This window comes from Aeromicrobium sp. CF3.5, from assembly GCF_051262695.1.
GTDB lineage: Bacteria > Actinomycetota > Actinomycetes > Propionibacteriales > Nocardioidaceae > Aeromicrobium.
In genome coordinates, this window is the sequence record NZ_JBIMEZ010000002.1 from 172,176 (window position 1) to 197,372 (window position 25,197).

General features: G+C 68.0%; 24 protein-coding genes and 3 tRNA genes. 11 read left to right on the plus strand and 16 right to left on the minus strand.

Translation table 11 applies throughout. From position 1 onward, the window contains the following. Window positions 1–44: 44 nt before the first annotated feature. From ACHAA3_RS04375 to ACHAA3_RS04390, 4 genes are all read right to left on the minus strand, one after another. Entirely contained in the window at window positions 45–467 is a 423-nt protein-coding gene (locus ACHAA3_RS04375; protein WP_435707726.1) for a hypothetical protein, read from the minus strand. 204 nt (window positions 468–671) lie between these two features. After that, window positions 672–1,427: an SDR family oxidoreductase gene (locus tag ACHAA3_RS04380; RefSeq protein ID WP_435707727.1), complete on the minus strand. Its 756-nt coding sequence runs from the start codon at window positions 1,425–1,427 to the stop codon at window positions 672–674. Next, entirely contained in the window at window positions 1,424–2,641 is a 1,218-nt protein-coding gene (locus ACHAA3_RS04385; RefSeq protein ID WP_435707728.1) for an acetyl-CoA C-acetyltransferase, read from the minus strand. Before ACHAA3_RS04385 ends, ACHAA3_RS04380 begins: the two co-directional genes overlap by 4 nt. Window positions 2,642–2,700: 59 nt before the next feature. Then, window positions 2,701–3,846 (minus strand): acyl-CoA dehydrogenase family protein, encoded by a 1,146-nt coding sequence (locus ACHAA3_RS04390; protein WP_435707729.1) that lies wholly within the window; start codon window positions 3,844–3,846, stop codon window positions 2,701–2,703. Between the two features lie 91 nt (window positions 3,847–3,937). On the opposite strand from ACHAA3_RS04390, the gene ACHAA3_RS04395 reads away from it, so the two are divergent. Then, window positions 3,938–4,525 (plus strand): TetR/AcrR family transcriptional regulator, encoded by a 588-nt coding sequence (locus tag ACHAA3_RS04395; protein ID WP_435707730.1) that lies wholly within the window; start codon window positions 3,938–3,940, stop codon window positions 4,523–4,525. Window positions 4,526–4,535: 10 nt separating this feature from the next. Here the strand turns inward: ACHAA3_RS04395 and ACHAA3_RS04400 are convergent, their stop codons facing one another. Continuing rightward, a complete protein-coding gene (locus tag ACHAA3_RS04400) occupies window positions 4,536–5,084 on the minus strand; it encodes a YceI family protein (RefSeq protein ID WP_435707731.1) in 549 nt (182 codons plus the stop codon). Window positions 5,085–5,191: 107 nt separating this feature from the next. Here ACHAA3_RS04400 and ACHAA3_RS04405 point away from each other — a divergent pair, with 107 nt between their 5' ends. After that, window positions 5,192–5,671, plus strand: a complete 480-nt coding sequence (locus ACHAA3_RS04405) for a MarR family winged helix-turn-helix transcriptional regulator (RefSeq protein ID WP_435707732.1) — start codon at window positions 5,192–5,194, stop codon at window positions 5,669–5,671. A gap of 81 nt (window positions 5,672–5,752) precedes the next feature. Here the strand turns inward: ACHAA3_RS04405 and ettA are convergent, their stop codons facing one another. From ettA to ACHAA3_RS04425, 4 genes are all read right to left on the minus strand, one after another. Next, window positions 5,753–7,435: an energy-dependent translational throttle protein EttA gene (gene ettA, locus ACHAA3_RS04410; RefSeq protein WP_435707733.1), complete on the minus strand. Its 1,683-nt coding sequence runs from the start codon at window positions 7,433–7,435 to the stop codon at window positions 5,753–5,755. Between the two features lie 70 nt (window positions 7,436–7,505). Continuing rightward, complete coding sequence (locus tag ACHAA3_RS04415) at window positions 7,506–9,179, minus strand: GTPase family protein (RefSeq protein WP_435707734.1); 1,674 nt, start codon at window positions 9,177–9,179, stop codon at window positions 7,506–7,508. Then, a complete protein-coding gene (locus ACHAA3_RS04420) occupies window positions 9,176–10,906 on the minus strand; it encodes an ABC transporter (RefSeq protein WP_435707735.1) in 1,731 nt (576 codons plus the stop codon). Before ACHAA3_RS04420 ends, ACHAA3_RS04415 begins: the two co-directional genes overlap by 4 nt. Window positions 10,907–10,988: 82 nt before the next feature. Further along, window positions 10,989–12,206 (minus strand): PrsW family intramembrane metalloprotease, encoded by a 1,218-nt coding sequence (locus tag ACHAA3_RS04425; protein ID WP_435707736.1) that lies wholly within the window; start codon window positions 12,204–12,206, stop codon window positions 10,989–10,991. A 110-nt stretch (window positions 12,207–12,316) separates the two neighbouring features. Here ACHAA3_RS04425 and ACHAA3_RS04430 point away from each other — a divergent pair. The 3 genes from ACHAA3_RS04430 (at window position 12,317) to ACHAA3_RS04440 (ending at window position 13,172) form a co-directional block, all read left to right on the plus strand. Continuing rightward, a tRNA-Arg gene (locus ACHAA3_RS04430) sits at window positions 12,317–12,390 on the plus strand. Window positions 12,391–12,417: 27 nt separating this feature from the next. Further along, window positions 12,418–12,819: a fluoride efflux transporter FluC gene (locus tag ACHAA3_RS04435; RefSeq protein WP_435707737.1), complete on the plus strand. Its 402-nt coding sequence runs from the start codon at window positions 12,418–12,420 to the stop codon at window positions 12,817–12,819. Beyond that, window positions 12,816–13,172, plus strand: a complete 357-nt coding sequence (locus tag ACHAA3_RS04440) for a fluoride efflux transporter FluC (RefSeq protein ID WP_435707738.1) — start codon at window positions 12,816–12,818, stop codon at window positions 13,170–13,172. Before ACHAA3_RS04435 ends, ACHAA3_RS04440 begins: the two co-directional genes overlap by 4 nt. 3 nt (window positions 13,173–13,175) lie before the next feature. Here the strand turns inward: ACHAA3_RS04440 and ACHAA3_RS04445 are convergent, their stop codons facing one another. Beyond that, window positions 13,176–13,940, minus strand: coding sequence for a DsbA family protein (locus tag ACHAA3_RS04445; protein WP_435707739.1), 765 nt, complete (start codon window positions 13,938–13,940; stop codon window positions 13,176–13,178). 167 nt (window positions 13,941–14,107) lie between these two features. Here ACHAA3_RS04445 and orn point away from each other — a divergent pair, with 167 nt between their 5' ends. From orn to ACHAA3_RS04460, 3 genes are all read left to right on the plus strand, one after another. Continuing rightward, on the plus strand, window positions 14,108–14,719 hold the full coding sequence (orn, locus tag ACHAA3_RS04450) for an oligoribonuclease (protein ID WP_435707740.1): 612 nt from the start codon (window positions 14,108–14,110) through the stop codon (window positions 14,717–14,719). A gap of 74 nt (window positions 14,720–14,793) precedes the next feature. Beyond that, window positions 14,794–14,869, plus strand: a tRNA-His gene (locus ACHAA3_RS04455). A 138-nt stretch (window positions 14,870–15,007) separates the two neighbouring features. Next, window positions 15,008–15,337, plus strand: coding sequence for a hypothetical protein (locus ACHAA3_RS04460; protein WP_435707741.1), 330 nt, complete (start codon window positions 15,008–15,010; stop codon window positions 15,335–15,337). Window positions 15,338–15,349: 12 nt separating this feature from the next. On the opposite strand, the gene ACHAA3_RS04465 is transcribed toward ACHAA3_RS04460, so the two are convergent. The 3 genes from ACHAA3_RS04465 to ACHAA3_RS04475 all read right to left on the minus strand — a co-directional run bounded on the left by ACHAA3_RS04465 (window position 15,350) and on the right by ACHAA3_RS04475 (window position 18,939). After that, window positions 15,350–16,117: a DUF4097 family beta strand repeat-containing protein gene (locus tag ACHAA3_RS04465; RefSeq protein ID WP_435707742.1), complete on the minus strand. Its 768-nt coding sequence runs from the start codon at window positions 16,115–16,117 to the stop codon at window positions 15,350–15,352. Between the two features lie 7 nt (window positions 16,118–16,124). Then, window positions 16,125–17,858 carry a glycerol-3-phosphate dehydrogenase/oxidase gene (locus ACHAA3_RS04470; protein ID WP_435707743.1) on the minus strand — a complete coding sequence of 578 codons (1,734 nt, stop codon included), beginning with the start codon at window positions 17,856–17,858 and terminating at the stop codon, window positions 16,125–16,127. 94 nt (window positions 17,859–17,952) lie between these two features. Next, window positions 17,953–18,939, minus strand: a complete 987-nt coding sequence (locus tag ACHAA3_RS04475; protein WP_435707744.1) for a pirin family protein — start codon at window positions 18,937–18,939, stop codon at window positions 17,953–17,955. A gap of 107 nt (window positions 18,940–19,046) precedes the next feature. On the opposite strand from ACHAA3_RS04475, the gene ACHAA3_RS04480 reads away from it, so the two are divergent. Both ACHAA3_RS04480 and ACHAA3_RS04485 read left to right on the plus strand, forming a co-directional pair. After that, complete coding sequence (locus ACHAA3_RS04480; protein ID WP_435707745.1) at window positions 19,047–20,603, plus strand: phytoene desaturase family protein; 1,557 nt, start codon at window positions 19,047–19,049, stop codon at window positions 20,601–20,603. Between the two features lie 42 nt (window positions 20,604–20,645). Next, window positions 20,646–20,721, plus strand: a tRNA-Lys gene (locus ACHAA3_RS04485). A 177-nt stretch (window positions 20,722–20,898) separates the two neighbouring features. Here the strand turns inward: ACHAA3_RS04485 and ACHAA3_RS04490 are convergent. Then, the gene (locus ACHAA3_RS04490; RefSeq protein ID WP_435707746.1) at window positions 20,899–21,474 is read right to left on the minus strand and encodes a TetR/AcrR family transcriptional regulator; all 576 of its coding nucleotides are present in this window, start codon (window positions 21,472–21,474) and stop codon (window positions 20,899–20,901) included. 46 nt (window positions 21,475–21,520) lie between these two features. Here ACHAA3_RS04490 and ACHAA3_RS04495 point away from each other — a divergent pair, with 46 nt between their 5' ends. After that, a complete protein-coding gene (locus ACHAA3_RS04495) occupies window positions 21,521–22,168 on the plus strand; it encodes an NAD(P)H-dependent oxidoreductase (protein WP_435707747.1) in 648 nt (215 codons plus the stop codon). Window positions 22,169–22,429: 261 nt separating this feature from the next. Here ACHAA3_RS04495 and ACHAA3_RS04500 read toward each other — a convergent pair whose 3' ends face one another. Together ACHAA3_RS04500 and ACHAA3_RS04505 are read right to left on the minus strand one after the other, a co-directional pair. Beyond that, entirely contained in the window at window positions 22,430–23,557 is a 1,128-nt protein-coding gene (locus ACHAA3_RS04500) for an ice-binding family protein (RefSeq protein ID WP_435707748.1), read from the minus strand. A gap of 448 nt (window positions 23,558–24,005) precedes the next feature. Beyond that, window positions 24,006–25,178 (minus strand): ROK family protein, encoded by a 1,173-nt coding sequence (locus ACHAA3_RS04505; protein ID WP_435707749.1) that lies wholly within the window; start codon window positions 25,176–25,178, stop codon window positions 24,006–24,008. Window positions 25,179–25,197: the final 19 nt, after the last annotated feature.

Sequence of the window (25,197 nt, forward strand, 5' to 3'; positions counted from 1 at the left end):
GAATTCCTCAACTTTATCGCGAGGCTTTCCTCATGTTTTCTTGGTCACACGTCTCCAGCGGATTCCGCGTCAGTCGGTTCGACGCAGGCAGTGTCGAACTCGGCGCGGGTCCAGACCTCGGCCTTGTTGACCAGAACCTCACCCGGTTCCAGTGCGTCGATCTCGGCTCGGGTCGCATAGACACTGGAGGCACTCCGCAATCCCTCGTCCTCGAACTGACCCGTCGCACGGACGTTGTAGACGAATGATCCCTTCATCGTGAAGTCGTCGGCGAGCCGACCGGCCGTCCACCCCGCCCCGGGCTCGCGAGGATCGAGCACGTGAACCCCCAGCCCCAAGGGATCCTCCGCTCGATTCCACTGCCCGATCTGCGGCGCTCGCGTGCTCTCGTCGTTGTCCTCGGTATCGATGCGGTCGAGCGTCGCCTCGTCGACCGCTCCCTGACACACCACGAACAAGATCGTCACCGAACCATCCTCAGTCCGCTCGAGCCCGACCGCTCCCAGAAGGTCCTGCGGATAGGTCGGTCCACAGCCACCGAGCATCACCGCAACCAGACCGACGATGACTGCACGCCAACCCGCCACGACTCCCCCGAATCTGCACGGCCACCCGGCCGATGTCAGCCTGACACTCAAAGGGTCCGCGTCACCCGTCAATGCTGTCTCGGGTCAGACGCCGCCGGTGAGCAGCACGCCACCGTCGATCGTGAGGTCCTGACCGGTGATCCAACCGGCGTCGTCGCTGAGCAGGAACGACACCACCGAACCGATGTCGCTGGGGACGCCGAGCCGCTTGAGCGGGTACGGCGCGGCGACCTCCTCCTCACGTCCCTCGTACAGGGCCTCGGCGAACTTCGTCTTGACCACTGCCGGGCTGACGGCGTTGACCCGGATGTTCGGACCCAGCTCGACCGCGAGCTCGGTGGTGACGTGCGACAGCGCCGCCTTCGACGCGCCATACGTGCCGATGCCCGGCGCGGGCTTCTTGCCCGCGACCGACGCGATATTCACGATGGCGCCGCCGTTGTCCTTCAACGACGCACGGTAGGCCTTCTGCGCCCACGCGATCGCTGCGACCACGTTGACCTCGAAGATCTTGGCCGCAGCCGAGAGGTCGACGTCGATCATGCGCCCGTAGACCGGGTTGATGCCGGTGTTGTTGACCAGGTAGTCCAGGCCACCGAAGGCATCGATCGTCGTGGCGATCACCTCGTCCTGGTGGGCCAGGTCGTCGGCAGAGCCGGCCACCCAGATCGCGTGCTCGGGACCACCGAGCGCCTCGGCCGCCTCCGCGAGGGCGTCGGGCTTGCGTGCCGTGATGCACACCCGCGCACCCTCGGCGATGAGGCGCTCGGCCACGGCGTACCCGATGCCACGGCTCGCACCGGTCACGATCGCGACGCGCCCTTGGTGCATGCCGCTCATGACAGACGCTCCAGCACCATCGCCATGCCCATGCCGCCGCCGACACACATCGACTCGACACCGAACTGCTTGTCGTGGTGCTGCAGCGAGTTGATCAGCGTGCTGGTGATGCGCGCGCCGGTCATGCCGAACGGGTGCCCGACCGCGATGGCGCCGCCGTTGACGTTGAGCTTGTCCATGGGGATGCCCAGGACCTTGGCCGAGCCCCACGACTGCACGGCGAAGGCCTCGTTGATCTCGAACAGGTCGATGTCGTCCAGACCCATGCCGGCGTGCTTGAGAGCGGCCGGGATCGCCTCGACCGGGCCGAGGCCCATGATCTCCGGCGAGACTCCCGTGACCGCGGTCGACACGATCCGCGCCAGCGGCGTGAGACCCAGCTCCTTGGCCTTCGTGTCGCTCATGATCACGACGGCGGCAGCGCCGTCGTTGAGCGGGCACGCGTTGCCGGCCGTGACGGTGCCGTCGGGACGAAAGACCGGCTTGAGCTTGCTGACCGACTCCATCGTGACGCCGGCGCGAGGCCCGTCGTCGGTGCTGACGACCGTGCCGTCGGGCAGCGTGACCGGGGTGATGTCCTTGGCCCAGAACCCGTTGGCGATGCCCGCCTCGGCCAGGTTCTGGCTGCGGACGCCGAACTCGTCCTGCTCCTGGCGGCTCATGCCGAGGTGCTGCGCGACGTTCTCGGCGGTCTGCCCCATCCCGATGTACAGGTCAGGCAACAGTCCGTCGGCTCGGGGGTCTCGCCAGGCTTCAGAACCACCTTCGGCGCGCTTGGCGGTGCGGGCGATGGCGTCGCCGAACAGCGGGTTCTCCGAACCGGGCAGGTCGGCATAGCCGTTGGCGAAACGGCTGACGGTCTCGACGCCGGCCGACAGGTAGACGTCGCCCTCGCCGGCCTTGATCGCGTGGAAGGCCATGCGGGTGGTCTGCAAGGACGAGGAGCAGTACCGGTTGACCGTCACGCCGGGCAGGTGGTCGAAACCGGACAGGACGGCGACGGCACGCGCCAGGTTGTGACCGGCCTCGCCCGCCGGCTGACCGTTGCCCAGGTGCAGGTCGACGATGTCGCGAGGGTCCAGCGACGGCACCTTGGCCAGCGCCGCCTGCAGCATCTGCACGGTGAGGTCGTCGGGGCGCATGTCCTTCAGAGATCCCTTGACGGCGCGGCCGATCGGGGAGCGTGCTGTCGAGACGATGACTGCTTCAGGCATGATGACCAGCTTTCGATGTCGGTGACATGGTGGGTGAACAATAGTGAGGTGCAGGTGGTCTAGAAGCCGAGATCGCGGCCGATGAGCTCCTTCATGATCTCGTTCGAGCCGGCCCAGATCTTGCTGACGCGTGCGTCGCGCCAGGCACGAGCGACGCGGTACTCGTTCATGAAGCCGTAGCCGCCGTGGATCTGGACGCAGTGGTCGAGCACGTCGTTCTGCACCTGCGAGCTCCACCACTTGGCCTTGGCCGCGTCCGTCGCGGTGAACTCGCCCGCTCCGTGCGCCTGCACACCGGCGTCGACGAAGGCCTCGGCGACCTCGACGGAGGTCACCATCTCGGCCAGCAGGAACTTGTTGTGCTGCAGCGCACCGATCGACTGGCCGAAGGCCTTGCGGTCGTGGGCGTAGGTGATCGTCTCGGCCAGGATCTGCTTGACGTGTGCGATGTTGCTGACCGCGCAGCTCAGGCGTTCTTGCGGCAGGCGCTCCATCATGTAGATGAAGCCCCGGTCGACCTCGCCGATGATCCGGTCGGGCCCGACGCGGACGTTGTCGAAGAACAGCTCGGCCGTGTCGGACTCGCTCTGCCCGACCTTGTCGAGCTTGCGGCCCCGACTGAACCCCTCGTCGGTGGCCTCGATGCCGAACAGCGTGATGCCCTTGGCGCCCTTGTCCGGCGAGGTACGCACCGCGGTGACGATGAGATCGGCCGAGAATCCGTTGGTGATGAAGGTCTTGGAGCCGTTGATGACCCAGTCGTCACCATCGCGGACCGCGGTGGTCTTGAGCGCGGCGAGGTCAGAGCCGCCGCCGGGCTCGGTCATGGCGATGGCCGAGAGGATCTCCCCACTGGCGAATCCGGGCAACCAGCGTCGCTTCTGCTCCTCGGTGCCCAGGTCGACCAGGTACGGCGCGACGATGTCGCAGTGGATGCTGGTGCACGACCCGAGGGCCGCACTGATCTTGCTCAGCTCTTCGGCCCACACCGCGTTGAAGCGAAAGTCCTCGGCGCCGGAGCCGCCGAGCTCCTCGGGGATCTCCAGGCCCAGCAGCCCCTGCTTGCCGGCTTCGAGCCAGAACTCGCGCGGGAGGCCCTTGTCCTCGATGTACGTCTCGAGATGCGGGGCGACGGTCCTGTCCAGGAACGCGGCGCAGGTGGCGCGGAACGCGTCGTGGTCGTCGTCGTAGATCGAACGGCGCATGGCTCGCTCTCGGGTCGGGGGCGTGCGCCCGTCTCCGGGCGCGGAAACTAAGCGCTTGCTTAGCATGCAGTCGCTCCGCCATGCTGTCAACATGACCACGCCGGATCTGACTGCCCGTGAGCGCTTGCTCGCAGCCGCTGTCGAGGCATTCGCCGAGAAGGGATTCGCGGCCACCACGACCCGCGACATCGCCTCGCGCGCCGGAATGAGCCCGGCGGCGGTCTACGTGCACCACGACTCCAAGGAGAGCCTGCTGTTCCGGGTCAGCCTGGACGGGCACGCGCACGCGCTCCGGATCATCTCCGAGGCGGCCGCGACGACCACCTCACCCGTCGAGCGGGTGCATCACATGGTGCACGACTTCAGCCTCTGGCACGCCGAGCACAGCCGGGTGGGCCGGATCGTGCAGTACGAGTACCACGCCCTGACCGCTGAGCACCGCGCCGAGGTGGCGGCCTATCGCCGACGCATCGAGCAGGCCATGCAGAACGCCCTGGTCGACGGTGTCGACCAGGGCGTCCTGGATGTCGATGACGTGCCCGGCACGGCATTCGCTCTGCTGTCCTTGGGCATCGACCTGGTGCGCTGGTTCGAGCCTGGCGGCTCGTGGACCGGCGAGGGTCTCGCCGATCTGCACGCCAGCCTCGCGGTGCGCATGACCCGCGCAGCGTCGCACTGACCCTGTTGGGTCAGGCCTGCTGCAGCACGTACTCGGCGGTGATCGACAGGGTGATCTTGTCGCCGATCATGACCTTGTCACCCTCCATGGGCACGTTGAAGTCGATGCCGAACTCCTTGCGGCTGATCTGACCGGTGGCCTCGACGCCCACCCGGGTTCCGCCCCACGGGTCGCCGCCCTCGCCGAGCAGCTCGGCGGCGAGCTCGACCGACTTGGTGACGCCCCTGATCGTCAGATCGCCGGTGACGACGATGGTGTCGGCGTCCTTGACCTCGATGCCGGTGCTGGTGAACGTCATCGACGGGTGGGTGTCGGCGTCGAAGATGTCAGCGGACTTCAGGTGCGCGTCGCGATCGGCCGTGCCGGTGTTGACCGAGCTGAGGTCGACGGTGACCGAGACGTTCGAGGCGCCGAGGACGTCGGTGGTGGTCAGCGTGGACTCGAAGGTCTCGAACTTGCCGCGGACCTTGCTCATCAGGTGGCGGACGGTGAAACCGATCTCGGCGTGCGTCGGATCGATGGTCCAGGTGCCGGTGGTGACGGCGGGTGCAGTGGTCATGGAAACTCCTGAAGAATATGGTTGACTGTTCAATCAGCCCGAGATCAAGACTATACGGTAGCATTGTTGAAAGTTCAACCACCACTTTCACTCCTTGAGGACTGCGCATGGATTCGACGACCGACACCCCGTGGCTGAGCGCCGACCAACAGGTCTCGTGGCGCGACTACATGGTGGGCACCACGGCGCTGACCGATCAGCTGGACCGCGAGCTCCGCGCCGCGCACGGGCTGTCGATCCATGAGTACGAGATCTTGGTGCGGCTCTCCGAGGCGCCCGACCGCTCCATCCGGATGGCAGAGCTCGCCGGGTCACTGTCGCACTCGCGCAGCCGCATCACGCACACCATCTCCCGGCTGCAGCGGGGCGGCCTCGTGCATCGCGGGCAGTGCTCGGAGGACGGCCGCGGCGTGTCGGCGGTCCTGACCGATGAGGGCCATGCTGCACTCGCCGCCGCGGCCCACACCCATGTGCGTGGCGTGCACCGGCTGATGATCCAGAACGCCTCCGACGACGAGCTGGCCGTGATCGGCCGGGTCTTCGCTCGCGTCCTGGCCACGCTCGACCAGCCAAGATTGCCAGCCTAGGTCACCTGACGTCCCCACGTTTTGTGACGAACTTCGTCAAGCCCCCGCAGTGGAATGCCGAACTACGTCACAAAATTTGGGTCAGTCGCGGGTGAGGCGACGGTGGGTGACGCGGTGCGGGCGGGCGGCGTCGGCGCCGAGGCGCTCGATCTTGTTCTCCTCGTAGGACGCGAAGTTGCCCTCGAACCAGAACCATCCCGCCGGGTTCTCGTCGGTGCCCTCCCAGGCCAGGATGTGCGTCGCGATGCGGTCGAGGAACCACCGGTCGTGCGACGTGACCACGGCGCAACCGGGGAAGTCCAGCAACGCGTCCTCCAGCGACGACAGGGTCTCGACGTCCAGGTCGTTGGTCGGCTCATCGAGCAGCAACATGTTGCCGCCCTGCTTCAGCGTCAGCGCCAGGTTGAGGCGGTTGCGCTCGCCACCGGAGAGCACACCGGCCTTCTTCTGCTGGTCCGCGCCCTTGAAGCCGAACGAGGCCACGTAGGCGCGGCTATTCATCTCGAAGTTCGCGACCTTGATGAAGTCGAGTCCCTCCGACACGACCTCCCACACGTTCTTGTCCCCGGCGATCTCGCCGCGGTTCTGGTCCGCGTAGCTGATCTTGACCGTCTTGCCGACCTCGAGCGAGCCGGAGTCGGGCGTCTCGGTGCCCATGATCATGCGGAACAGCGTCGTCTTGCCCACGCCGTTGGGACCGACGACGCCCACGATGCCGGCCCGCGGCAGGGTGAAGCTGATCTCGTCCCACAGCAGGCGCCCCTCGAAGCCCTTGGTGAGCCCCTTGGCGTCGAGCACGACGTCGCCGAGGCGAGGTCCGGCGGGGATGTTGATCTCCGAGGTGTCGATCTTGCGGGCCTTCTCGGCCTCGGCCGCCATCTCCTCGTAGCGCGCCAGGCGCGACTTGGACTTGGTCTGACGACCCTTGGCGTTCGACCGCACCCACTCCAGCTCGCGCTCGAGCATCTTGGAGCGCTTGGCGTCCTTTTGACCCTCGATCTTGAGGCGGTCCTTCTTGGTCTCCAGGTACGTGGAGTAGTTGCCCTCGTAGCCGTGGATCTGGCCGCGGTCGACCTCAGCGATCCACTCGGCGACGTTGTCCAGGAAGTACCGGTCGTGCGTCACGGCGAGCACGGCTCCGGGGTAGTTCTTCAGGTGCCCCTCGAGCCACTGCACGCTCTCGGCGTCGAGGTGGTTGGTGGGCTCGTCGAGCAGCAGGAGGTCGGGCTGCTGAAGCAGCAGCTTGCACAGAGCGACGCGGCGGCGCTCGCCACCGGAGAGGTGGTCGACCATCTCGTCGGCCGGCGGACACCGCAAGGCGTCCATCGCCTGGTCGAGGCGCGAGTCGATCTCCCAGGCCGAGACGCTGTCGAGGTAGGTCTGCAGGTCACCGGTCTCGGTCATCAGGGCGTCCTGGTCGGCATCGGGGTCACCCATCTCCATGTAGGCGTCCTCGAGGCGCTGCATCTTGGCCTTGATCTCGGCGACAGCCTCCTCGACGTTCTCCAGCACCGTCTTGCCCTCGGTCAGCGGGGGCTCCTGCTGGAGCATGCCCACGGTCGCATCAGGGTCGCGGACGAGATCGCCGTTGTTGGGCTGGTCGAGCCCGGCCATCAGCTTCAGCAGTGATGACTTGCCCATGCCGTTGGGCCCCACGACGCCGATCTTGGCGCCATGCAGGAAGGACAGGGTGATGTTGTCGAGGACCACCTTGTCGCCGTGGGCCTTGCGGACGTTGCGCAACGAGAGAACGTATTCAGCCATGCTCGCCAGCCTAACGAGGACCGGCTGGTTCGCTCAGGCCAGTGCCCCCGAAACTCATCGAGCAGCCCTGTCACACCTCTGACGGGGCAAGCGCGGTGTGCACTCCAGCGTGGTAGGCGGCGTACCGGGCGAGCTCGGCCTGCACCGGGGCCAGCACCTGCTCATCGGCCACACGACTGATCGAGGCCTGCAGCGCCTCCTCGACTCGCCGGGCGTGCCGCCGAGCGCTCAGGCGGGTGACGAAGCGCGACACCAGGCCCAGCACCATCCCAGCCACCAGCGCCCCGAAGCCCAAGGTTGCAGCGAACGGAAGGCCCGCGATGTCGCCGGGATCGGGGACCGAGAAGGCCAGATCGACCTGACGATCGATCATCTGCACGCCCAGCAGCAGCAGTCCCGCAGCGGCGAACAGCAGAAGCAGCCACTGCACCACCAGCACCGCACGCCACCACACCGGCGTTCCCGAGGCGGTGATGTCGGTGTCCCGGATGGCGGCATCGAGGGAATCGGCGACGCTGCCATCGGTGCCCGCAGCGGAGCGCACCGCACTGCGCCACGGCCGGGCCAACGGATCGCCGACGGTGTCGACGGCCCGTCGCACCACCAGCTCGGTGGCCGATCGCTGCACCGGTCCGACCTCGGGCACCACGGCGCGGGCCACAGCAGCGGACGTGTAGTCCTCGCCGAGACCCAGCTCGTCGTCATTGCCGCGGCGCAGCCGTCCGACCCAGCGGATCGGCGGCCAGTCGGTGAACCGGCCAGCCCGTCGGCGTGCCGAGGTCGCGATCGCCTCGACGAGCTGGGGAACTCCGGCGGACTCCGCGAGCTCGTCGACGAGCTGCTCACGCGTCTCAGGTGCGAGGGTGGGCGTCTTCGCGGTGCCTCCCAGATCAGCCACGACCTCAGCCGCGGCCTGCACGTCGGTGACGAGTCGTGCACGGGCCGCCGACTTGTCGTCGATCCGGGCCGTGAGCTCGCGCTTGAGCTCGGTGATGCCGTCGCCACGCGTGGCTGACACGGCCATCACCTCGACATCGGTCAGACCATCCTCGACGATGAGACGACGAACATCGGCCATCGCCTGGTCACGCTGCTCGTAGGGGATCTTGTCGATCTGGTTCAGCACGACGAGCGTGACGTCGCTGAAGCCGGCCATCGGCCGGATGTACCGCTCGTGGATGGCCGCATCGGCATACTTCTGCGGGTCGAGGACCCACACCAGCATGTCGGAGTGACGCACCAGGCGGTCCATCTCGAGGTGGTGGGCGACCTCGGTCGAGTCGTGGTCGGGCAGGTCCAGCAGGATCAGCCCTCGCAGGTTGGTCTCGGCCCCACCCGCGTCGAGCATGTGCATGCGGGACACCTGGTGACGCACCGGGATGCCCATCCACTCCAGGAGCTGCTCGGCGCCCTCGGGACCCCAGGAGCAGGCCAGAGCCCACGACGTCGTGGGGCGGCGCACGCCCGTGCCCGCCAGCTCCATGTCGGTCAATGCGTTGAACAACGAGGACTTGCCCGATCCCGTGGCACCGGCCAGCGCCACGATCGTGTGCTCTCCGGAGAGCCTGAGGCGGTCGGCCACCCGCTCGGTCAGCTCGGTGGCGGGCTGCAGCACCTCGTCGGGAAGACGGCCGCGCGAAGCCGTGACGATCTCGGCCAGCGCATCGATCCTGCGGCCGAGGTCGTCGGAGGTGGACGGCGAACGGGAGGCGTCCGGCGTGGTGGCATCTGCAAGGTCGGTCATGCGGTGATCTGTCCGTTGATGAAGTCCATGTGGCGGGCGTTCTCAGCCTTGCGGGCCGCATCTCGCAGCGAACTTCGGGCGTTGACGACGTCGTCGGGAGTGCGGTACAGGGCATCGAACCGTCGCTGCTCGGTGGTGAACAGCGAGTTGACACGTGCCACCAGGTCGTCGTGAGCCGTGCGCACCTGGCGCGTGACCCCTTCGACGCCGAACACGGCATTCAGGACCCCGCGGCCCACTGCGGACCTGCCTTCGACGTCGCCGGACTCGAGCACGAGCACCTCGGTCAGCAGCGCCGCGGTGGCACCGTCCTCGATACGTGCTGGGCGACCCGCCGGAACGGCGGCGCGGGCCTGCTCCGTCACGGTCGCCCGCCACTGCGCGACCACCTGTCCGGCCTTGGCACGCAGATGGGCCGAGGCACGATCGACACCGGTCGACGTGCCGAGTCGGGTGCGACCCGACGGCAGCTCTGACCACCGGGTGGTGACCTGCTCGGCCGCGGCGTCGGCACGGTCGACCAGCAGGGCCGTGAGCGCCGCTTCGACGGCTTCGACGACCTCTGCTCCACGAGACGTCTTGCCCGACAGGCTGGAAGCGAGACGCTCGCGCAATCCTCCCCTGGACTTCTCGACCGACTTGACGAGCTCACCGGCACCGACGAACTCGGTCCAGCGGGCCTGGACCTCGCCGGTCATCAGCGAACCGTCCGCGAGCTGGCCGACGACCTGAGCGAGCCGCTCGGCGTAGGCAGCATCGACGGCGTCGTGAAGCACCGTGGCGACCTCGAGCTGGTCGTCCATCGCGTCGGCCACGTCATGGGTGCGCAAGATGATGTGCCGGACTGCGCCGTCCAACGTGCGGCCGATCACGAGGCGTCGGGCATCAGTGTTAGCGGCGAGGGCGTGCAGCCAGTCCCTGATCGGAGCGACGAGGTCCACGGGCAGGCGACCGTCATCGTCGAGTTCTGCCTCGTTGACGGTGAACAACGGTGAGTCCGACAGCCCACGCGACGTCATCATGCGAGCGAGGTGTCCGCGCACCTCCACGATCGCCTCGTCCGGGGTGCGATCGAGCACCACGGCCACCGACGTGGCGCGTTCACCCGCGCGACGCAGGTAGTCCCACGGCACCTGGTCGGCGTAGCGGGCGGCGGAGGTGACGAAGAGCCACAGGTCGGCTGCTGCCAGCAGCTGACCGGCGAGATCGCGGTTGCCCTGGTCGATCGAGTCGACATCAGGCGCATCGAGGACCGCGAGCCCGCGCGGGACCTGGTCTGACGCCACGAGGCGCAGTCCGTAGACCGATCCCTCGTCGTCGCGCGCGAGGTCCGGCAGGAGTCGGTCGCGAGCAAACCACTCGGCGTCATCGGGGTGGTGCACCAGCACCGGTGCCCGCGTGGTGGGCCGCAGGATGCCAGCTTCGGTCACTGAGGCACCGACCAACGAGTTGACGAGCGTCGACTTCCCGGCACCGGTCGAGCCCCCGACGACGGCAAGAAGCGGGGCGTCCAGCTGCACCAGCCGCGGAAGAATGTAGTCGGACAGCTGATCGGCCACCTCTGCACGGGTCTTGGCCGCGCCGATCGTGGTGGGGGTGTCGTAGTCCAGGACCAACGCATTCACGGCGGCCAGCAGATCACCCATGGCGCCCAGCAGCTCGGCGGATACGTGCGTCTTCGACACAGCAGCGCTCTGCGGCTCGCCCTCGGATTCGCTGATGGTCACGGCTCTCAGGTTAGACGACCCGGACGCCGCTCACCCGCTCGCCGCCACCATGGAGACAATGACTTTCGTCCTCAGAGGATTTTCAGGGGCGCCTCAGGGCCGTGAGGGCCGGTGGAAGCCGCACGAACGGACGGATGTCATGCATCGCGTCGAGCAGCGCGAAGGTGCGATCGACACCATGCGGCACCGCGTGTCCGGACATGACGCGGTGATGCAGGAACGCCATCTCCGATGCGAGCTGCTGGTATCGCTTGACCGCTCGGCCAGCAAGCTTGCCGTGCTCGCGCCGAGCGTACGTGCGCGCCGTGTTGCGGTAGGCGAACCGCGAGAGGTACGGGATCTCTGCCGGGTGGATCCAGCCACGTTCGGCGACGTAGGACAACGACTGCTCGAGAATGCGGACCTGCCGACTACGAACGACGATGGCGACCGTGGCCAGGGCGGCCAGCAGAGCGGCGAGAACCAGGTAGACGAGAAAGAATCCGAGTCCGCCGCCGTAGCTGAGCGACCCATTCCACAGAGCGTGGAGCGCGATGCTCCCGGCCAGTCCCACGATCCAGAGGACGGCCTTGGCCCAGCGTGATCGCCGCGTGACGGCCAGCCCCACCGCCAGGCCGAAGGCCGAGGTGAACAAGGGATGGGCCAGCGGGCTGAACAACCCGCGAACGACGAACGTGGTGGTGGCGCCCTGAGTTCCCGCCAGCGGAATCTCCGGCGACCCCAGGTAGCTGGCCGCGTAGTACCCGATGTTCTCGACGAAGGCGAACCCGATGCCGACGAGCCCGGCAAGGATCAGCCCATCGAGCATGCCGTCGATGACACGTCGGGCGCGCCAGAACACCACCACGAGGAACAGGCACTTGGCTGGTTCTTCGACCACCGGAGCGATGACCGAGGCGAGGACCTCATCACTCAGGTCGAACTGCCGTGCCACCCAGATCTCGAGGGCCAGCGCGATCGCGACCGCGACGACACCGCCCCACACGAAGGCAGCGATCTTGTAGCGCCGGGGCTCCGGCTCGTAGCGGTCGAGCCACCAGTAGGACAACCACAGCAACGGGAGCGGGATGAGGGCGTAGGTGATCGACAGGCTGGCCCCGGTCGCGTCGTCGGCCGACAGCGCGAAGAACGCGGCACCCGCCACGCCGATCGCGGCCACCACTCCCACGGCGATGACCAGCAACAGGCGCCCACGCTGCCGGTACGGCTCGGTGTAGGTCGGCAACGACTCGGACCCGGTGAGTCGGGTGGACGCGTCACGAGTCGTCGAAGGTGCCGTGGTGGGGGGTGCGTCGCTCACGCAGCCAGCGTAGGCGACCGCACCGACACCTCTGGCTCGACACATCTGGCCCGACTCCTCTGGCCCGACTCATCTGGCCCGACTCCTCTGGGCGATACGGTGGAGCACGGGCGCCCGTAGCTCAGATGGATAGAGCAAGAGCCTTCTAATCTCTAGGTCGCAGGTTCGAGTCCTGCCGGGCGCACCTCTCGCGTCGGACACAATGGTGCGCATGCCCGCCCGACCCCTGAGCCTCCCCCGCGCAGGCCTGCTCGTCCTGGCGGGTGGCACCCTCGGCACCCTCGGACGCCACGGCGTGACCGTGTGGTGGTCCGATCCCGGGACGTGGCCCTGGCCGACCTTCGCGGTCAACGTCATCGGGTCGTTCCTGCTCGGTCTGGTCGTGGCCCGGGTCAGACCCGACGATCCACGCCGACTGCTCCTGGGAACCGGCGTGCTGGGCGGATTCACGACCTACAGTGCGTTCGCCGTCGAGACCGACCGCCTGCTGCGCGACGATCACGTCGCGCTGGCCGCGCTCTACCCCACCGTCACCGTCACACTCGGCTTCTTCGCCGCCCTGGCCGGCCTCGCCCTCGGTCGCGCCCGGCCAGGTCCGCAGGGTGCCGCATGATCACGCTGGCGATGGCGCTGGCCGGCGGCGTCGGCGCAGTTCTGCGCTACGGGGTCGACCTGAGACTCTCACCACCGGCCGAGGCACGGTTGCCGCACGCCACGCTGACCGTCAATCTCACCGGCTCGTTGCTGCTCGGACTGCTGGTGGGCGCCGGCGCCGGCAACGACACGCTGACCGTGCTGGGCACGGGACTGCTGGGCGGGTACACGACGTTCAGCTCGGCGTCGGTCGAGGTGGCCCGGCGCGTGCTCGAGGGACGCAGCGCCGACGGCCTGCTCACAGCGCTGGTGATGGTGGTCGGCTGCGTGGCGCTGGCCTCGGCCGGCGTCGCCGCCGGCCGAGTCCTGTAGCCGCTAGGCCTGGGCCGCGTCGATCGCGGTCTGCAGCGACGCGGGCGTGGGGTTCTCAACCGTCTCGCCACCCACGAGCACCGTGGGCGTCCCGGTGACGCCCTCGGCCGTACCGGCGTTCTTGGCGTCGTCGATCCAGCGGCTGAAGCGCTCCGTGCGGACGCATTCGTCGATCCCGGTGATGCCGAGACCCTCGGCGGCCTCGATGAGTTCTGCGTTCTCCGGTCCGGCCTCACCTTCGGTGGGCTGGTTCTCGTACAGGTAGTTGTGCACCGTGACGTAGTCCTCGACGCCACCGGCGTCCAGGGCGCACATCGCCAGGTTGGTGGAACGCGCCGAGTACTCGTTGGGACTGCCACCAAGGTCGTCGAGGAACGAGAACGGGCGATAGGTGATCTCGATGGCGCCGGACTCGACCTGCTGCTGAAGGAACTCGCCGCTGGTCGCCTCGAACGACTGGCATCCGGGGCACTGGAAGTCCTCGTAGAGCTCGACCGACACCGGGTCGGTCGCCGGCTCGCCGCCCGCGGCCTCGGCGTCGTAGACGATGCCGTAGTCATCGGTGACGTTGGCCGGGGTGTTCAGTGCCGTGTCCTTGGCGTTGTCCCCGGAGATGGAGGTGATCGCGAACCCGGCGAGCACGACGAGCACGGCGACGACACCGACGATGCCGACGGTGATCAAGTTGCGCTGCTTCTTGTCGGCCTTGTCGCGTTCCTTGCGCATCTGCTCGGCGCGGGCGGCTCGCTGCTGGCGGTCGTTGGCCACGGGGGAATCTCCTGGGTTCGTTGGGGGCACCACCAGAATCAACGGCTGGGATGCTGCGTTGGTTCCCCGGCGGGTGCAGGGCAAGCCTACCGGCCGAGCCCCACGGGCCGATCGCCCCACGCCCCGGTCGTGGGCGCCTGCTGTGCAGGCGTACTAGGGTCTGGTGGGTGAATGACAAGCTGGTGTGGATCGACTGTGAGATGACCGGACTGTCCATGGAGCACGACGCTCTCGTCGAGGTCGCAGCCCTGGTCACCGACTACGAGCTCAACGTGCTCGGCGACGGAGTCGATCTGGTGATCAAGCCTCCACAGGCGGCGCTGGAGCAGATGAACGACTTCGTCCGCGACATGCACACGTCCTCGGACCTCATCACCGAGCTCGACGCCGGTCTGAGCCTGGCCGAGGCGGAGGAACAGGTGCTGGCCTACGTGCGTGAACACGTCACCGAGCCGCGCAAGGCACCCATGGCCGGCAACACGATCGGTACCGACCGGGCCTTCCTCGCCCGCGACATGACCGACCTCGAGGGCTGGTTGCACTACCGGGTCATCGATGTGTCCTCCATCAAGGAGCTCGCACGGCAGTGGTTCCCGCGGGCCTACTACGCCGCACCGGCCAAGGCGGGTCACCACCGTGCCCTCGTCGACATCCAGGAAAGCATCGAGGAGCTGCGCTACTACCGTCGCGCCGTGTTTCAGGCGCCCCCCGGCCCCGACACCGAGACCGTCAAGGCCGTCGCTGCGGAGGTCGCCGGGTCCCTCACCGGTCAGGCCTGAGGGCCCGTTGGGGATGGCGGCGCTTCTGCGCTAGACTCGTCGCTGCCGTGTCGGGCGCACGCCTGGCGCGCGTGGTGGGCGTAGCTCAGTTGGTAGAGCACCGGCTTGTGATGCCGGTGGTCGCGGGTTCAAGTCCCGTCGTTCACCCCAGTTGGATCGGCCCGGATCGACGAGAACAGCCTCGTCGATCCGGGCCGTTGCTGTTGTCCGGGGGTTGCGCAGATCGGCATCCGCGTGGCTCCTGCCAATCGGAGGGCCGAACCCGGCGCGGACCGCTAGGGTCAGCGCATGGCTGAACGCACCGCTCGCTCCCAGACCGCTCACGTCCGAACTCTCCTCGCACGAGCGCTCCAGCTCGCTTGCACGGCCATCGCCGTCATCCTGGCGCTCGGAGCGCTGTTCATCGCGGTGCGCGGCAGCATCAACAACGGCAACTCGATCGTCGAGTTCGTCACCGACGTTGCCGGCTTCTTCGACGGTCCCCTGGCCCGCCAGGACGGCATCTTCGCCTTCAGCGGAGACGGTGCGATCACCAAGAACGCCCTCCTCAACTGGGGCCTGGCTGCCATCGTGTGGATCATCATCGGCCGCATCGCGTCGCTCGTCGTGCGGCCCTGAGGCCAGTGCCGCCTACGGCGTGCTGAGGGTGATGTCGCCGGTCATCGTGGTGACGCGCACGAAGCCGTCACCCTCGGCCGTCGAGTCGAGATCCGACCGGACGCGCCCGGACTCGCTCCGGGTCGTCACGTCGTAGGCGCGGTCGCCGGAGGGGATGACGGCATCGACGGCACCGTCGATGGTGGTGGCCTTGAAGGCGAAGGGCTGCTCGGCAAACTGAGCAGACACCACGCCGGAGGACGTCGAGGCCGAGAACTCGTCGACGCCGAGCTCGGAGGCCGTGATGTCGCCGGTCGTCGACCCCACCGTCAGGACGCCCTGGCTGATGGCCGTGGCGTCCACGTCGCCGGTGGTCGTGACGATCTCCAGGGGGAGCCCTGGCGGGACCTTCAGGGTCACGTCGACACCGCACCCCGGGTTGAGCCACTCCTGGCATCCGCTGATGATGCGGATCTCGTCGCCGCGTCGGCCCAGCTGGTAGTCGGTCTTGCGCAGACCGCTGGTGACGCTGGACGTGATGACCAGGAGGTCGTCCTCGCCCTCCACGATGTGCAGATTGGCTTCAGTGCCGACAAAACGCAGCTGGGCACTCTCGCTGACGTCGACCTCGCTGGTTGCGACCCGCGTGTCCTTGGCCAGCAACGACAGTCCCAGGACGATGCCCGCGATGGCGACCACCCCGGCCAGGGTGCCGGCCACCGTGAGCACGGTGCGCGCAGCCGGTGACCGGACGTCGTAGTCGGCGATCGTCTCCTCGACAGGCTTGGCTCTGCGCTTCACCACGCCATCATGCCCCGGCGACGGAGACGGGCACGACGTCGCCCGCGCCCATGCGGGCGGCGTCGGCGGTCTCGTCGTCGGGCATGGTCTGGCTCTCGCGCTCGGCCTCGACGCGTGAGAGGTAGTGCGTGACCTCGTTGGCGCGCTGCTCGTCGGTCCATCCCAGCACGCCGCCCATCAGGTCGGCGACCTCCTCGGCGACCGTGGTGCCGCGGTCGAACGTCTCGATCGAGATGCGGGTGCGTCGAGCGATGGCGTCGTCGAGGTGACGCGCGCCCTCGTGGCTCGTGGCATAGACGATCTCGGCCCGCAGGTAGTCGTCGGCGCCGGTGAGCGCGTCACCGAGGTCGGACTGCTCGGCGATCAGGTCGAGCAGCTCGTGGGCGAGCGAGCCGTACCGCTTGAGGAGGTGCTCGATGCGCCCGACGCCCAGGCCACTGGCCGAGGCCAACAGGTGGCGCTGGTTCCAGACCGCGTCGTACCCGTCGGCTCCCAGCAGCGGGACGTCCTCGGTGCACGACGCCGGCACCATGCGGTCGAGCTGGTCGGCCATGCCGTGCACGGCTGCGTCGATCGCGTCCTTGGCCATGATCCGGTAGGTCGTGTACTTGCCGCCGGCGATGACGGTGAGTCCCTTGACGGTCGTGGAGACGGCGTGCTCGCGCGAGAGCTGGCTGGTCGCTTCGTCCTCTCCGGCCAGCAGGGGCCGGAGGCCGGCGTACACGCCCTCCACGTCGTCGTGGGTGAGGGGCTCGATCAGGACCTCGTTGATGTGGTCGAGCAGGTAGTCGATGTCGCTGCGGCTCGCGGCCGGATGGTCCTTCGACAGCGACCAGTCGGTGTCGGTCGTGCCGATGATCCAGTGCCGTCCCCACGGGATGACGAACAGGACGGACTTCTCGGTGCGCAGGATCAGGCCCGAGTCGCTGCGGATGCGGTCGCGCGGCACGACGAGGTGGACGCCCTTGCTGGAGCGCACGTGGAACTGACCTCGCTCACCCGCCATGGACTGGACGTCATCGGTCCACACTCCGGTGGTGTTGACGACCTGACGGGCACGGACGTCGAACTCCCGGCCGGACTCGAGGTCCTTGACCCGGGCACCCACCACCCGATCACTCTCGCGCAGCAGGCTGATGACACGGGTACGGCTGGCGACATGGGCGCCATAGGCAGCTGCGGTGCGGGACAAGAACATGGTGTGACGGGCGTCGTCGACCTGGGCGTCGTAGTAGTGCAGGGCGCCGACCAAGGCATCGCGCTTGAGCGCAGGAACCAGTCGGCGGGCCCCGCGACGGGTGAGGTGTCGGTGGTGCGGGACGCCGCGTGCCCGACCGGACAGCGCCGCCATCGAGTCGTACAGCGCCACGCCGGCACCGGCGTAGAAGCGCTCCCAGACGCGGTGCCGCAGGGGGTACAGGAACGGCACGGGGTGCACCAGGTGCGGGGCGAGCTTGTCGAGCAGCAGACCGCGCTCGGACAGTGCTTCGGCCACCAGCCGGAAGTCCAGCATCTCCAGGTAGCGCAGACCGCCGTGGATCAGCTTGCTGGAGCGGCTCGACGTGCCCGACGCGAAGTCGCGGGCCTCGACCAGACCGACCGACAGGCCACGGGTGGCTGCGTCAAGTGCGGCGCCACCGCCGACCACTCCCCCACCGATCACGAGGACGTCGAGCTGATGGGCCCCCATCTCGTCGAGGGCGGACTGACGGGTGCTGGGTGAGAGGGCGACAGATCGCATGACTCCCAGTCAACCAGCCGATGCGACATGTGGCCTAACGCCGAGGCGCGTCAGGCGCTGGATCACCGTGAGATGGGCGCTGGCGCCTCGAGCCTCAGCCCAGCTGACCGCCGACGTCACCGTGCGGCACCCTCGTCATCGGGATCGTGCCCAGACGACCCTTCTGGAAGTCCTCGAACGCCTGCTTGACCTCGGCCCGGGTGTTCATGACGAACGGACCCGCCCAGACCAGGGGCTCGCGGATCGGCTCTCCGCCCAGCAGCACGACGTCCAGCGTGGGGTGTCGCGACTGCTGACCGCTGGCCGCCCCGACGGTGATGGTCTCACCGTGGCCGAGGACGGCGAGCTGCCCCGTACCGATCGGGCGGCGCTCGCGACCGACGTAACCGTCACCGCCGAGCACGTAGACCAGTGCGTTGAAGTCGGTGCGCCAGGGCACGACGAGCTCGGCGCCCGGAGCCAGCGTGGCGTGCACCATCGCCATCGGCGTGTGGGTGCTGCCCGGGCCGCTGACACCGTCGACGTCGCCAGCGATGACCCGCAGCAGAGCACCACCATCGGGGCTGGAGGCCAGTCCTACGTCACCCCCGCGGATGTCCTGGTAGGCCGGGTCCTTCCACTTGTCGGCCCGGGGCAGGTTGACCCACAGCTGCAGGCCGTGGAACAGCCCGCCGGAGGTCACCAGCCACTCCGGCGGCGACTCGATGTGCAGCAGCCCGCTGCCGGCTGTCATCCACTGGGTGTCGCCATCGCGGATCGACCCACCGCCGCCATGGGTGTCCTGGTGGTCCATGACGCCGTCGATCATGTAGGTGACCGTCTCGAAACCACGATGCGGATGCCACGAGGTGCCCTTGGGTTCTCCCGGCAGGTACTCCACCTCTCCCATCTGATCGAGATGGATGAACGGATCGAGCCGGGCCGGGTCGACACCGGCGAAGGCGCGGCGCACCGGGAAACCCTCTCCCTCGTAGCCCTGGGGGGCCGTGGTGACCGTGATCGGGGCGCGGTCCTCTGTCTGACCGGGGGCGGGTGCCACTCGGGGCAGTGTGGTCAGGTCGTCGACGGTGATGGCGGGCATCGGAGCTCCTCGGGGTCCACACCAGAGTAGTTCGGTGTTCAACCACCGTCCATGCGGTTCCGCGCGTGGAACCGAGAGTGGCCCGACTCGTCGATAGGGTCGGCGGCATGTCGGACCGCGCCGCGCACGTCGTCATCGTCGGAGGTGGCCACAACGCGTTGGTCGCCGCCACCTACCTGGCGCGCGAGGGCCTGCAGGTCGAGGTGCTCGAGCGACTCCCCCACGTGGGAGGAGCTGCGATCAGCGCATCGACCTTCGAGCACCACGACGCCCGGTTGTCGCGCTACTCCTACCTGGTCAGCCTGATGCCCGAGCAGCTGATCGCCGACCTCGGACTCGACCTCGAGCTGCGTTCGCGCGACACCGCGTCCTACACACCCGTGGGGGACGGCGGTCTGCTGGTCGAGACCCACGAGGGGCCTGCGACACGGGCCTCCTTCCACGACCTGACCGGCTCCGATGCTGAGTTCGCGCAGTGGCAGCGCTTCTACGCCGAGGTCGCGACCCTGGCGAACGCCATCTCCCCCACGCTCCTCACTCCCCTACCGCGACATGGCGACGTGGCCTCCCGCGTCGACCCCACGATCTGGGCCGACATCGTCGACCATCCACTCGGCGCCGCCATCGAGCGCAGGTTCGCTCACGACGTGGTGCGTGGCGTCGTCGGCACCGACGCCCTCATCGGCACCTTCGCCTCGCTGCACGACCCGACCCTGATCCAGAACCGGTGCTTCCTGTACCACCTGGTCGGCAACGGGACCGGACAGTGGCGGGTGCCCGTCGGCGGGATGGGCGCCGTCACCGGCGAGCTGGAGCGGGTGGCCCGCGAAGCAGGCGCCGTCATTCGCACGGACACCCTCGTCACCCGGGTGGAGGCGCACGACGACCGCGTCGTCGTGCAGGGACGTTCGGGCCCCATGGATTCGGAGACTGAGCCCTTCGCGCTCGAGACCGACTGGGTGCTCAGCGGCGTCGCGCCCTACGTGCTGGACCTGATGCGCGACCGGGACCCGGCTCGCAAGCCATCGGGATCGCAGCTGAAGGTCAACGTCCTGCTGTCGCGTCTGCCACGCCTGCGTTCGGGCATCGACCCGGAGATCGCCTTCGCCGGAACCCTGCACGTCGGGGAGTCACTGACCGAGCTCGAGACGGCGTGGCGAGAGGCCGCCGGAGGTGCCATTCCTGACCGCGCTGCCGGCGAGCTGTACTGCCACACGCTCACCGACCGATCGATCCTCGGCCCCGAGCTGGCGGCGAGCGGGGCCCACACACTGACCTACTTCGGCCTGCACACTCCCGATGAGGTGCTGCCCGATGACGAAGCCACCCAGGGGGCCCTGGCCCGCATGCTGTCCGCCCTCCAGGAACACCTCGCCGAACCACTGGAGCCCCTGATCCTCGGGATCGAGGCCAAGTCGCCGCGCGACATCGAGGCAGCCCTCGACATGCCGGGCGGACACATCTTCCACGGCGACCTGCAGTGGCCCTGGCTCGGGGACTCCGAGCCCGCGACGCTCCCGGCCGAGCGGTGGGGCGTCTCGACCGACCATCCCCGCATCATGGTGTGCGGCAGCGGAGCCCGGCGCGGAGGCGCGGTCAGCGGCATCGGAGGACACAACGCGGCCCACGCACTGCTGGACTTCCTGGCTGCCCAGCAGCGCTGATTTTTGCGTGACCGACATCGGTGATAACGTTCTTCTTCGCGCGCACCCTTAGCTCAATTGGTAGAGCAGCTGACTCTTAATCAGCGGGTTCCCGGTTCGAGTCCGGGGGGGTGTACCACCACTGACCAGCGGGTCTTCTGAAACCGGGAGGCCCGCTGAGTCGTTTCTAGGGCTTCGCGGGAACGATGTGAGAACACCGGTGCCCTCTCGATTCATGATCAGCGCCCCAGCTGAGCCCTCCCCGACGATTCGACAGCACTACCCCGGGGCATCTATCGGGAAGCGGCTCCGGAAATCATCGTTCCGTCAGCGCAAGCAAGACCCGGACAGTGGCGCGTTCCGCGCTCCGTGGGTCGATCGTCCCCTCGGCGGCTGCGATGCTGACGGCATCGGCAGCGCCGAGGAAGGCGACGGCACCGGGCTCGTCCAGTACGGCACGGCCAGCCGCGCTGTCGATCGCGCGTCTGCAGAGCTCAAGGTAGTTGCGTTCTGATCGGCGGCGCACCTCGGCGAGGTCGGGCGAACCAGTGAGAGCCGCTCCGATACTGCTCAGCTCCGCACCGTGCTCGAGCACGCACCTCACGTGGCAGCTGGCGATGGCATTGGCCTGGTCTTCAACAGTGGGCCGAGCCTCGGCGAGCGCGGCGACGAGCTTCTCGGTCTGTCGGCGGTCGAAGTCGCGGAACAACGACAGCAGGATCGCCGATCGGGACTCGAAGTGGTCGTACACAACCGGCTTGGAGACACCAGCGCGCTCGGCGAGGCGACCCAAGGTCAGCCCATCGGCCCCGTCCGTGGACACGATGGCCAAGGCGACCTCGACGAGTTGAGCACGCCGATCCTCGCGCATCATCCGCCGTTGCACCGTCATCCGGGCAGTCTTGCAGACGACAACCTACTATTAGTAGGTTGTTGGCATGTCCACCCCTCTCGTCCATACCCTCGTTGTCACTGCGCACGCCGATCCACGTTCACTCACACATCACATAGCGACCGAGGTCGGACGAACCGCAGGGGGCTGGGGGACGGTCGAGATCGCCGACCTCGCGACCCAAGGCTTCGATCCGCGTTTCTCTGCAGAGGATCGCGCCACGTACCTGGGCCTCGGGGACATTCCTGCCGACGTCGCGTCGGAGCAGGCTCGTCTAGACCGAGCGACCGACGTGGTTCTGGTGTTCCCTGTCTACTGGTGGTCGATGCCGGCGCTGCTCAAGGGGTGGATCGACCGCGTCTTCATCAACGGGTGGGCTTTCGACCACGACCCGTCGAAAGGCATACGACCGCAGCTGGGGAAGCTGACGACACACGTCGTTCCCGTTGCTGCAAGTGACCAAGGTCTTTACGACCGTCACGGGTACGAGAAGGCGATGCGGACCCAGATCGAACACGGCCTCGTGGAGTACTGCGGCAGTCCGTTGGGCGTGTCGACCTTCGTCTACGACTCTGAGGACCCCTCTGGGGACCTGCGCACGAACCGTGTCGGGCGGGTTCTGGGCGAGCTCGAAGCCGAGTACCAGCGCCGGTACGGTCCACTGGACCACGTGATGACTCCTGCGGAATCCTGACCTGGTCCATCGATCGGGCCATCAACATTCTGGAGGCGACAAGGCCCACGGGAGAGGCCGATCATCAGAAGCCCGCCTCCAGTTGGGTCTGACTGCGAGTCGCCGCTGTCATCCCATTCTCCTGATACTGCGGCAGTTTCACACGGTCCAGCTTCCATGCAGCTCCCCATGCAGCAGCTCCCGGTTCGAGTCCGAAGGGGCACCAGCAGCACGAGGCCCGGCCACTTCCAGTCACCTGGAGGGGCCGGGCCTCGTGTCGTCTCAGCTCGAGTGCCGTCCTCGTGCACGCCGACCCCACATGAGCACCGATCCCGCCATCAGGGTCCCGAGGCCCGCGGCCAGGAGCCAGAGGCTGGATCCGCCGGCGTCGGGCAGCGTGCCGCTCGACGAGGTCGATCCGTCAGAGGTGCCGGTGCTGGACGAGCCGTCCGAGGTGCCTGCTCCGCCGCCGCTCGTGCGATCTGCCCCGCCGGCGTTCGTGCCGTCGGTGCCCCCACCATCGTCCGAGCCGTCGCCGGCACCACCCGTACCGCCGCCGCCATCAGTGCCGTCGGTGCCATCAGTGCCGTCGGTGCCATCAGTCCCGTCGGTGCCATCAGTACCGTCGTCACCACCGGTGTCGTCGCCGCCATCAGCCCCATCGTCGCCGCCCTCATCGGGTGCACAGGTGGGCCGTGTGATGGTGTTGCTGTCGAGCGTGACGGCCGAGTCACGCGCAAGCAGCCGTCCCACGAAGGTCGCACCCGTCTGAGCGGTGATGGCCTCGGTGTAGGCCATCACGGTGCCGACGAATTCGGTCCGGGTCTTGAAGGTCGCGGCCGAGCCGACCTGCCAGAAGACGTTGCAGGCCTGCGCTCCTCCGGTGAGGACCACCTCGCTGTCGACCTCGGTGATCAGCGTGGTGCCGGCCTGAAATATGAACACCTTGTCCGACGGCATCCCGTCATTGCGCCCACCGTCAAGAGTCAGGGTGCCGGTCAGACCCAGCTCGGTGGCTGCCTTGTACACCCCACCCACCAGCGTCTTGCCGCCCAGCTCGGTCTCGACGCTGGTCGGCGGCAGGGCGCCCGCAGCCTCGTTGTAAGCCGCGACGAGATCGGTCTTGGCCTGCTGCGTCACCGCGTTTCCGAATTGGTTGGTGCCGTCGAGCGTCACCCCGGTTATGGTCTGGTCGGTGGTCGGGAACGACCCGATGTCGCCCTGGATGAAGGTGGGGCCGGTGTTCGTGATCCCGGCTCCCGCCAGCACCGCGAATCGTTCAGCGGTCCCGAGACCGACTGGGGTGTCCGCATCGGCGGCATGCGCCGTCGAGAGGGCAAGGGCGATCAGGGCCGCCGATCCGGCGACAGCCAGCGGCAGTCGCCGATCAAGTACCTGGGGAAAAGTCATGCGCATCAGGAAACCGCTTTCTGACACCGATCCTGGGGATCGGAGATGGGATCGCGCCCCCTCACCCGTGACGATGACGTCGCGGGCGTGCTGCCTGGTGCGCGATGACCTCAGCGCGAGATCCAGCTGCCCCGTCCAGGGGCCCGAGTGGCTGGCGCGTGGCGTGCCGTGTCGCGAGAACGACACCGACGGCACACCTGGCACTCCCCGGCCCTGCGCCTCACCTCAGCCTCACGGCCACGTGGCTTACGTCCTGAAAAATCTAAGGACGGAAGTCCTATCGTGACACACGTTCGCTCGCTTTGCTCGAAAAAAATCAACACTTTCTGCGACGCCTCGCTCGCTCGCCTCGGCACCTCGAGCGATGACGGCACCACGCCACAGACAACGACTGCCGAACCTGCTCGACCGTACCGGCACTCGACCTGCTGCGGCGGTTCTCACCCCGTCAGGAGAAGCGCGCGAGACTGCGAGCTGACGTCGCTGCCAGGGCGACGGCACCCAGCACCTGGGACCGGGCACCCAGACTCGAGAAGTCCACCCGGACGGTGCTGGAGATCGTCGACAAGGCGTAGCGCTGCAGCGACTCGACGATGCCGTCGCGGATCGCCGGTCCCCCCGCCGACAACTCCCCGCCCACGATGACCAACGACGGCGAGAGCAGGTTGCAGATGTCAGCCAGCACGCTGCCCAGGCCGCGCCCTGCCTGGGTGAGGAGGCGTTGGACGGCCGGGTGATCGGCGTTCCGCTCGAGCACCACCCCCAGGCCAGTCCCCCTCGGGACGTGGACCCCCACGGCGGCCAGCTTGGGAGTCAAGGCGGCGACGGAGGCCTCGGACTCCAGGCACCCGTGCTGGCCACATCGGCAGAGCTCAGACGCCACGGGAAGGCGGATGTGCCCGATCTCCCCGGCCGCACCATCGGGCCCCGAGTACAACCGTCCCCCGAGGATCAGGCCGGCGCCGATGCCGATCGTGGCATTGAGGTAGACGAAGTCGTCGACGCCCCTGCCAGCCCCGTGCACGCGCTCACCGATGGCCCCCGCATTGGCATCGTTGGCCGCCGTGACGGGTATCCCGAGAGCCACCGCCAGCTCCCGTCCCGGACGAGTGCCACGCCAGGCATCGACGATGATCGGCGCGTCCGGGACGTAACCGGTGCGGGGTTCGACCGGCGCCGGCACGCACACCACACCGTGCAGGACACTGGACATCTCGATGGCATTCGACTCCACCAATTCGCCGACCAGTGCCGCGGCGATACCGAGCAGCCCGCTGGCCGCGAGAGTCCCGTCATTGACCACCCAGCGTTCGTCGATCACGGTCTCGCCTGCCGTGGCGAGCGCCACAGCCACGTGTCGATGGCCGATGTCGATCCCGACGACGTGACCGGGCAGGTCGTCGAGGACGAGCCGCGACGCGGGGCGTCCGGGACCTCGATGCTGACCTGTGGAGAGCTCGCGCACCACACCCTCGGCGATCAGCATGCGCACGACGCTGGCCACGGTGCTAGCACCGAGACCAGTTGCGGTCTGCAGATCGCCACGCGTGGCCGCGGACATCCCCCCGAGCGCCGTCACGACCTCTTTCCTGCTCCGATCGGCTCTCGCATCGCGCTTCATGGCTCGACCATAGCGACCA

Bases quoted from the DNA above. Each gene is read 5' to 3' on its own strand.
- ACHAA3_RS04400 (WP_435707731.1), bottom strand. From the start codon at position 5,084: ATGACCACTGCACCCGCCGTCACCACCGGCACCTGGACCATCGATCCG.
- ACHAA3_RS04480 (WP_435707745.1), top strand. From the start codon at position 19,047: ATGTCGGACCGCGCCGCGCACGTCGTCATCGTCGGAGGTGGCCACAAC.
- ACHAA3_RS04475 (WP_435707744.1), bottom strand. From the start codon at position 18,939: ATGCCCGCCATCACCGTCGACGACCTGACCACACTGCCCCGAGTGGCA.
- ACHAA3_RS04460 (WP_435707741.1), top strand. From the start codon at position 15,008: ATGGCTGAACGCACCGCTCGCTCCCAGACCGCTCACGTCCGAACTCTC.
- ACHAA3_RS04415 (WP_435707734.1), bottom strand. From the start codon at position 9,179: ATGACCGACCTTGCAGATGCCACCACGCCGGACGCCTCCCGTTCGCCG.
- ettA (WP_435707733.1), bottom strand. From the start codon at position 7,435: ATGGCTGAATACGTTCTCTCGTTGCGCAACGTCCGCAAGGCCCACGGC.
- ACHAA3_RS04390 (WP_435707729.1), bottom strand. From the start codon at position 3,846: ATGCGCCGTTCGATCTACGACGACGACCACGACGCGTTCCGCGCCACC.
- ACHAA3_RS04500 (WP_435707748.1), bottom strand. From the start codon at position 23,557: ATGACTTTTCCCCAGGTACTTGATCGGCGACTGCCGCTGGCTGTCGCC.
- ACHAA3_RS04490 (WP_435707746.1), bottom strand. From the start codon at position 21,474: ATGACGGTGCAACGGCGGATGATGCGCGAGGATCGGCGTGCTCAACTC.
- ACHAA3_RS04470 (WP_435707743.1), bottom strand. From the start codon at position 17,858: ATGCGATCTGTCGCCCTCTCACCCAGCACCCGTCAGTCCGCCCTCGAC.
- ACHAA3_RS04395 (WP_435707730.1), top strand. From the start codon at position 3,938: ATGACCACGCCGGATCTGACTGCCCGTGAGCGCTTGCTCGCAGCCGCT.
- ACHAA3_RS04440 (WP_435707738.1), top strand. From the start codon at position 12,816: ATGATCACGCTGGCGATGGCGCTGGCCGGCGGCGTCGGCGCAGTTCTG.
- ACHAA3_RS04495 (WP_435707747.1), top strand. From the start codon at position 21,521: ATGTCCACCCCTCTCGTCCATACCCTCGTTGTCACTGCGCACGCCGAT.
- ACHAA3_RS04505 (WP_435707749.1), bottom strand. From the start codon at position 25,178: ATGAAGCGCGATGCGAGAGCCGATCGGAGCAGGAAAGAGGTCGTGACG.
- ACHAA3_RS04385 (WP_435707728.1), bottom strand. From the start codon at position 2,641: ATGCCTGAAGCAGTCATCGTCTCGACAGCACGCTCCCCGATCGGCCGC.
- ACHAA3_RS04405 (WP_435707732.1), top strand. From the start codon at position 5,192: ATGGATTCGACGACCGACACCCCGTGGCTGAGCGCCGACCAACAGGTC.
- ACHAA3_RS04435 (WP_435707737.1), top strand. From the start codon at position 12,418: ATGCCCGCCCGACCCCTGAGCCTCCCCCGCGCAGGCCTGCTCGTCCTG.
- ACHAA3_RS04380 (WP_435707727.1), bottom strand. From the start codon at position 1,427: ATGAGCGGCATGCACCAAGGGCGCGTCGCGATCGTGACCGGTGCGAGC.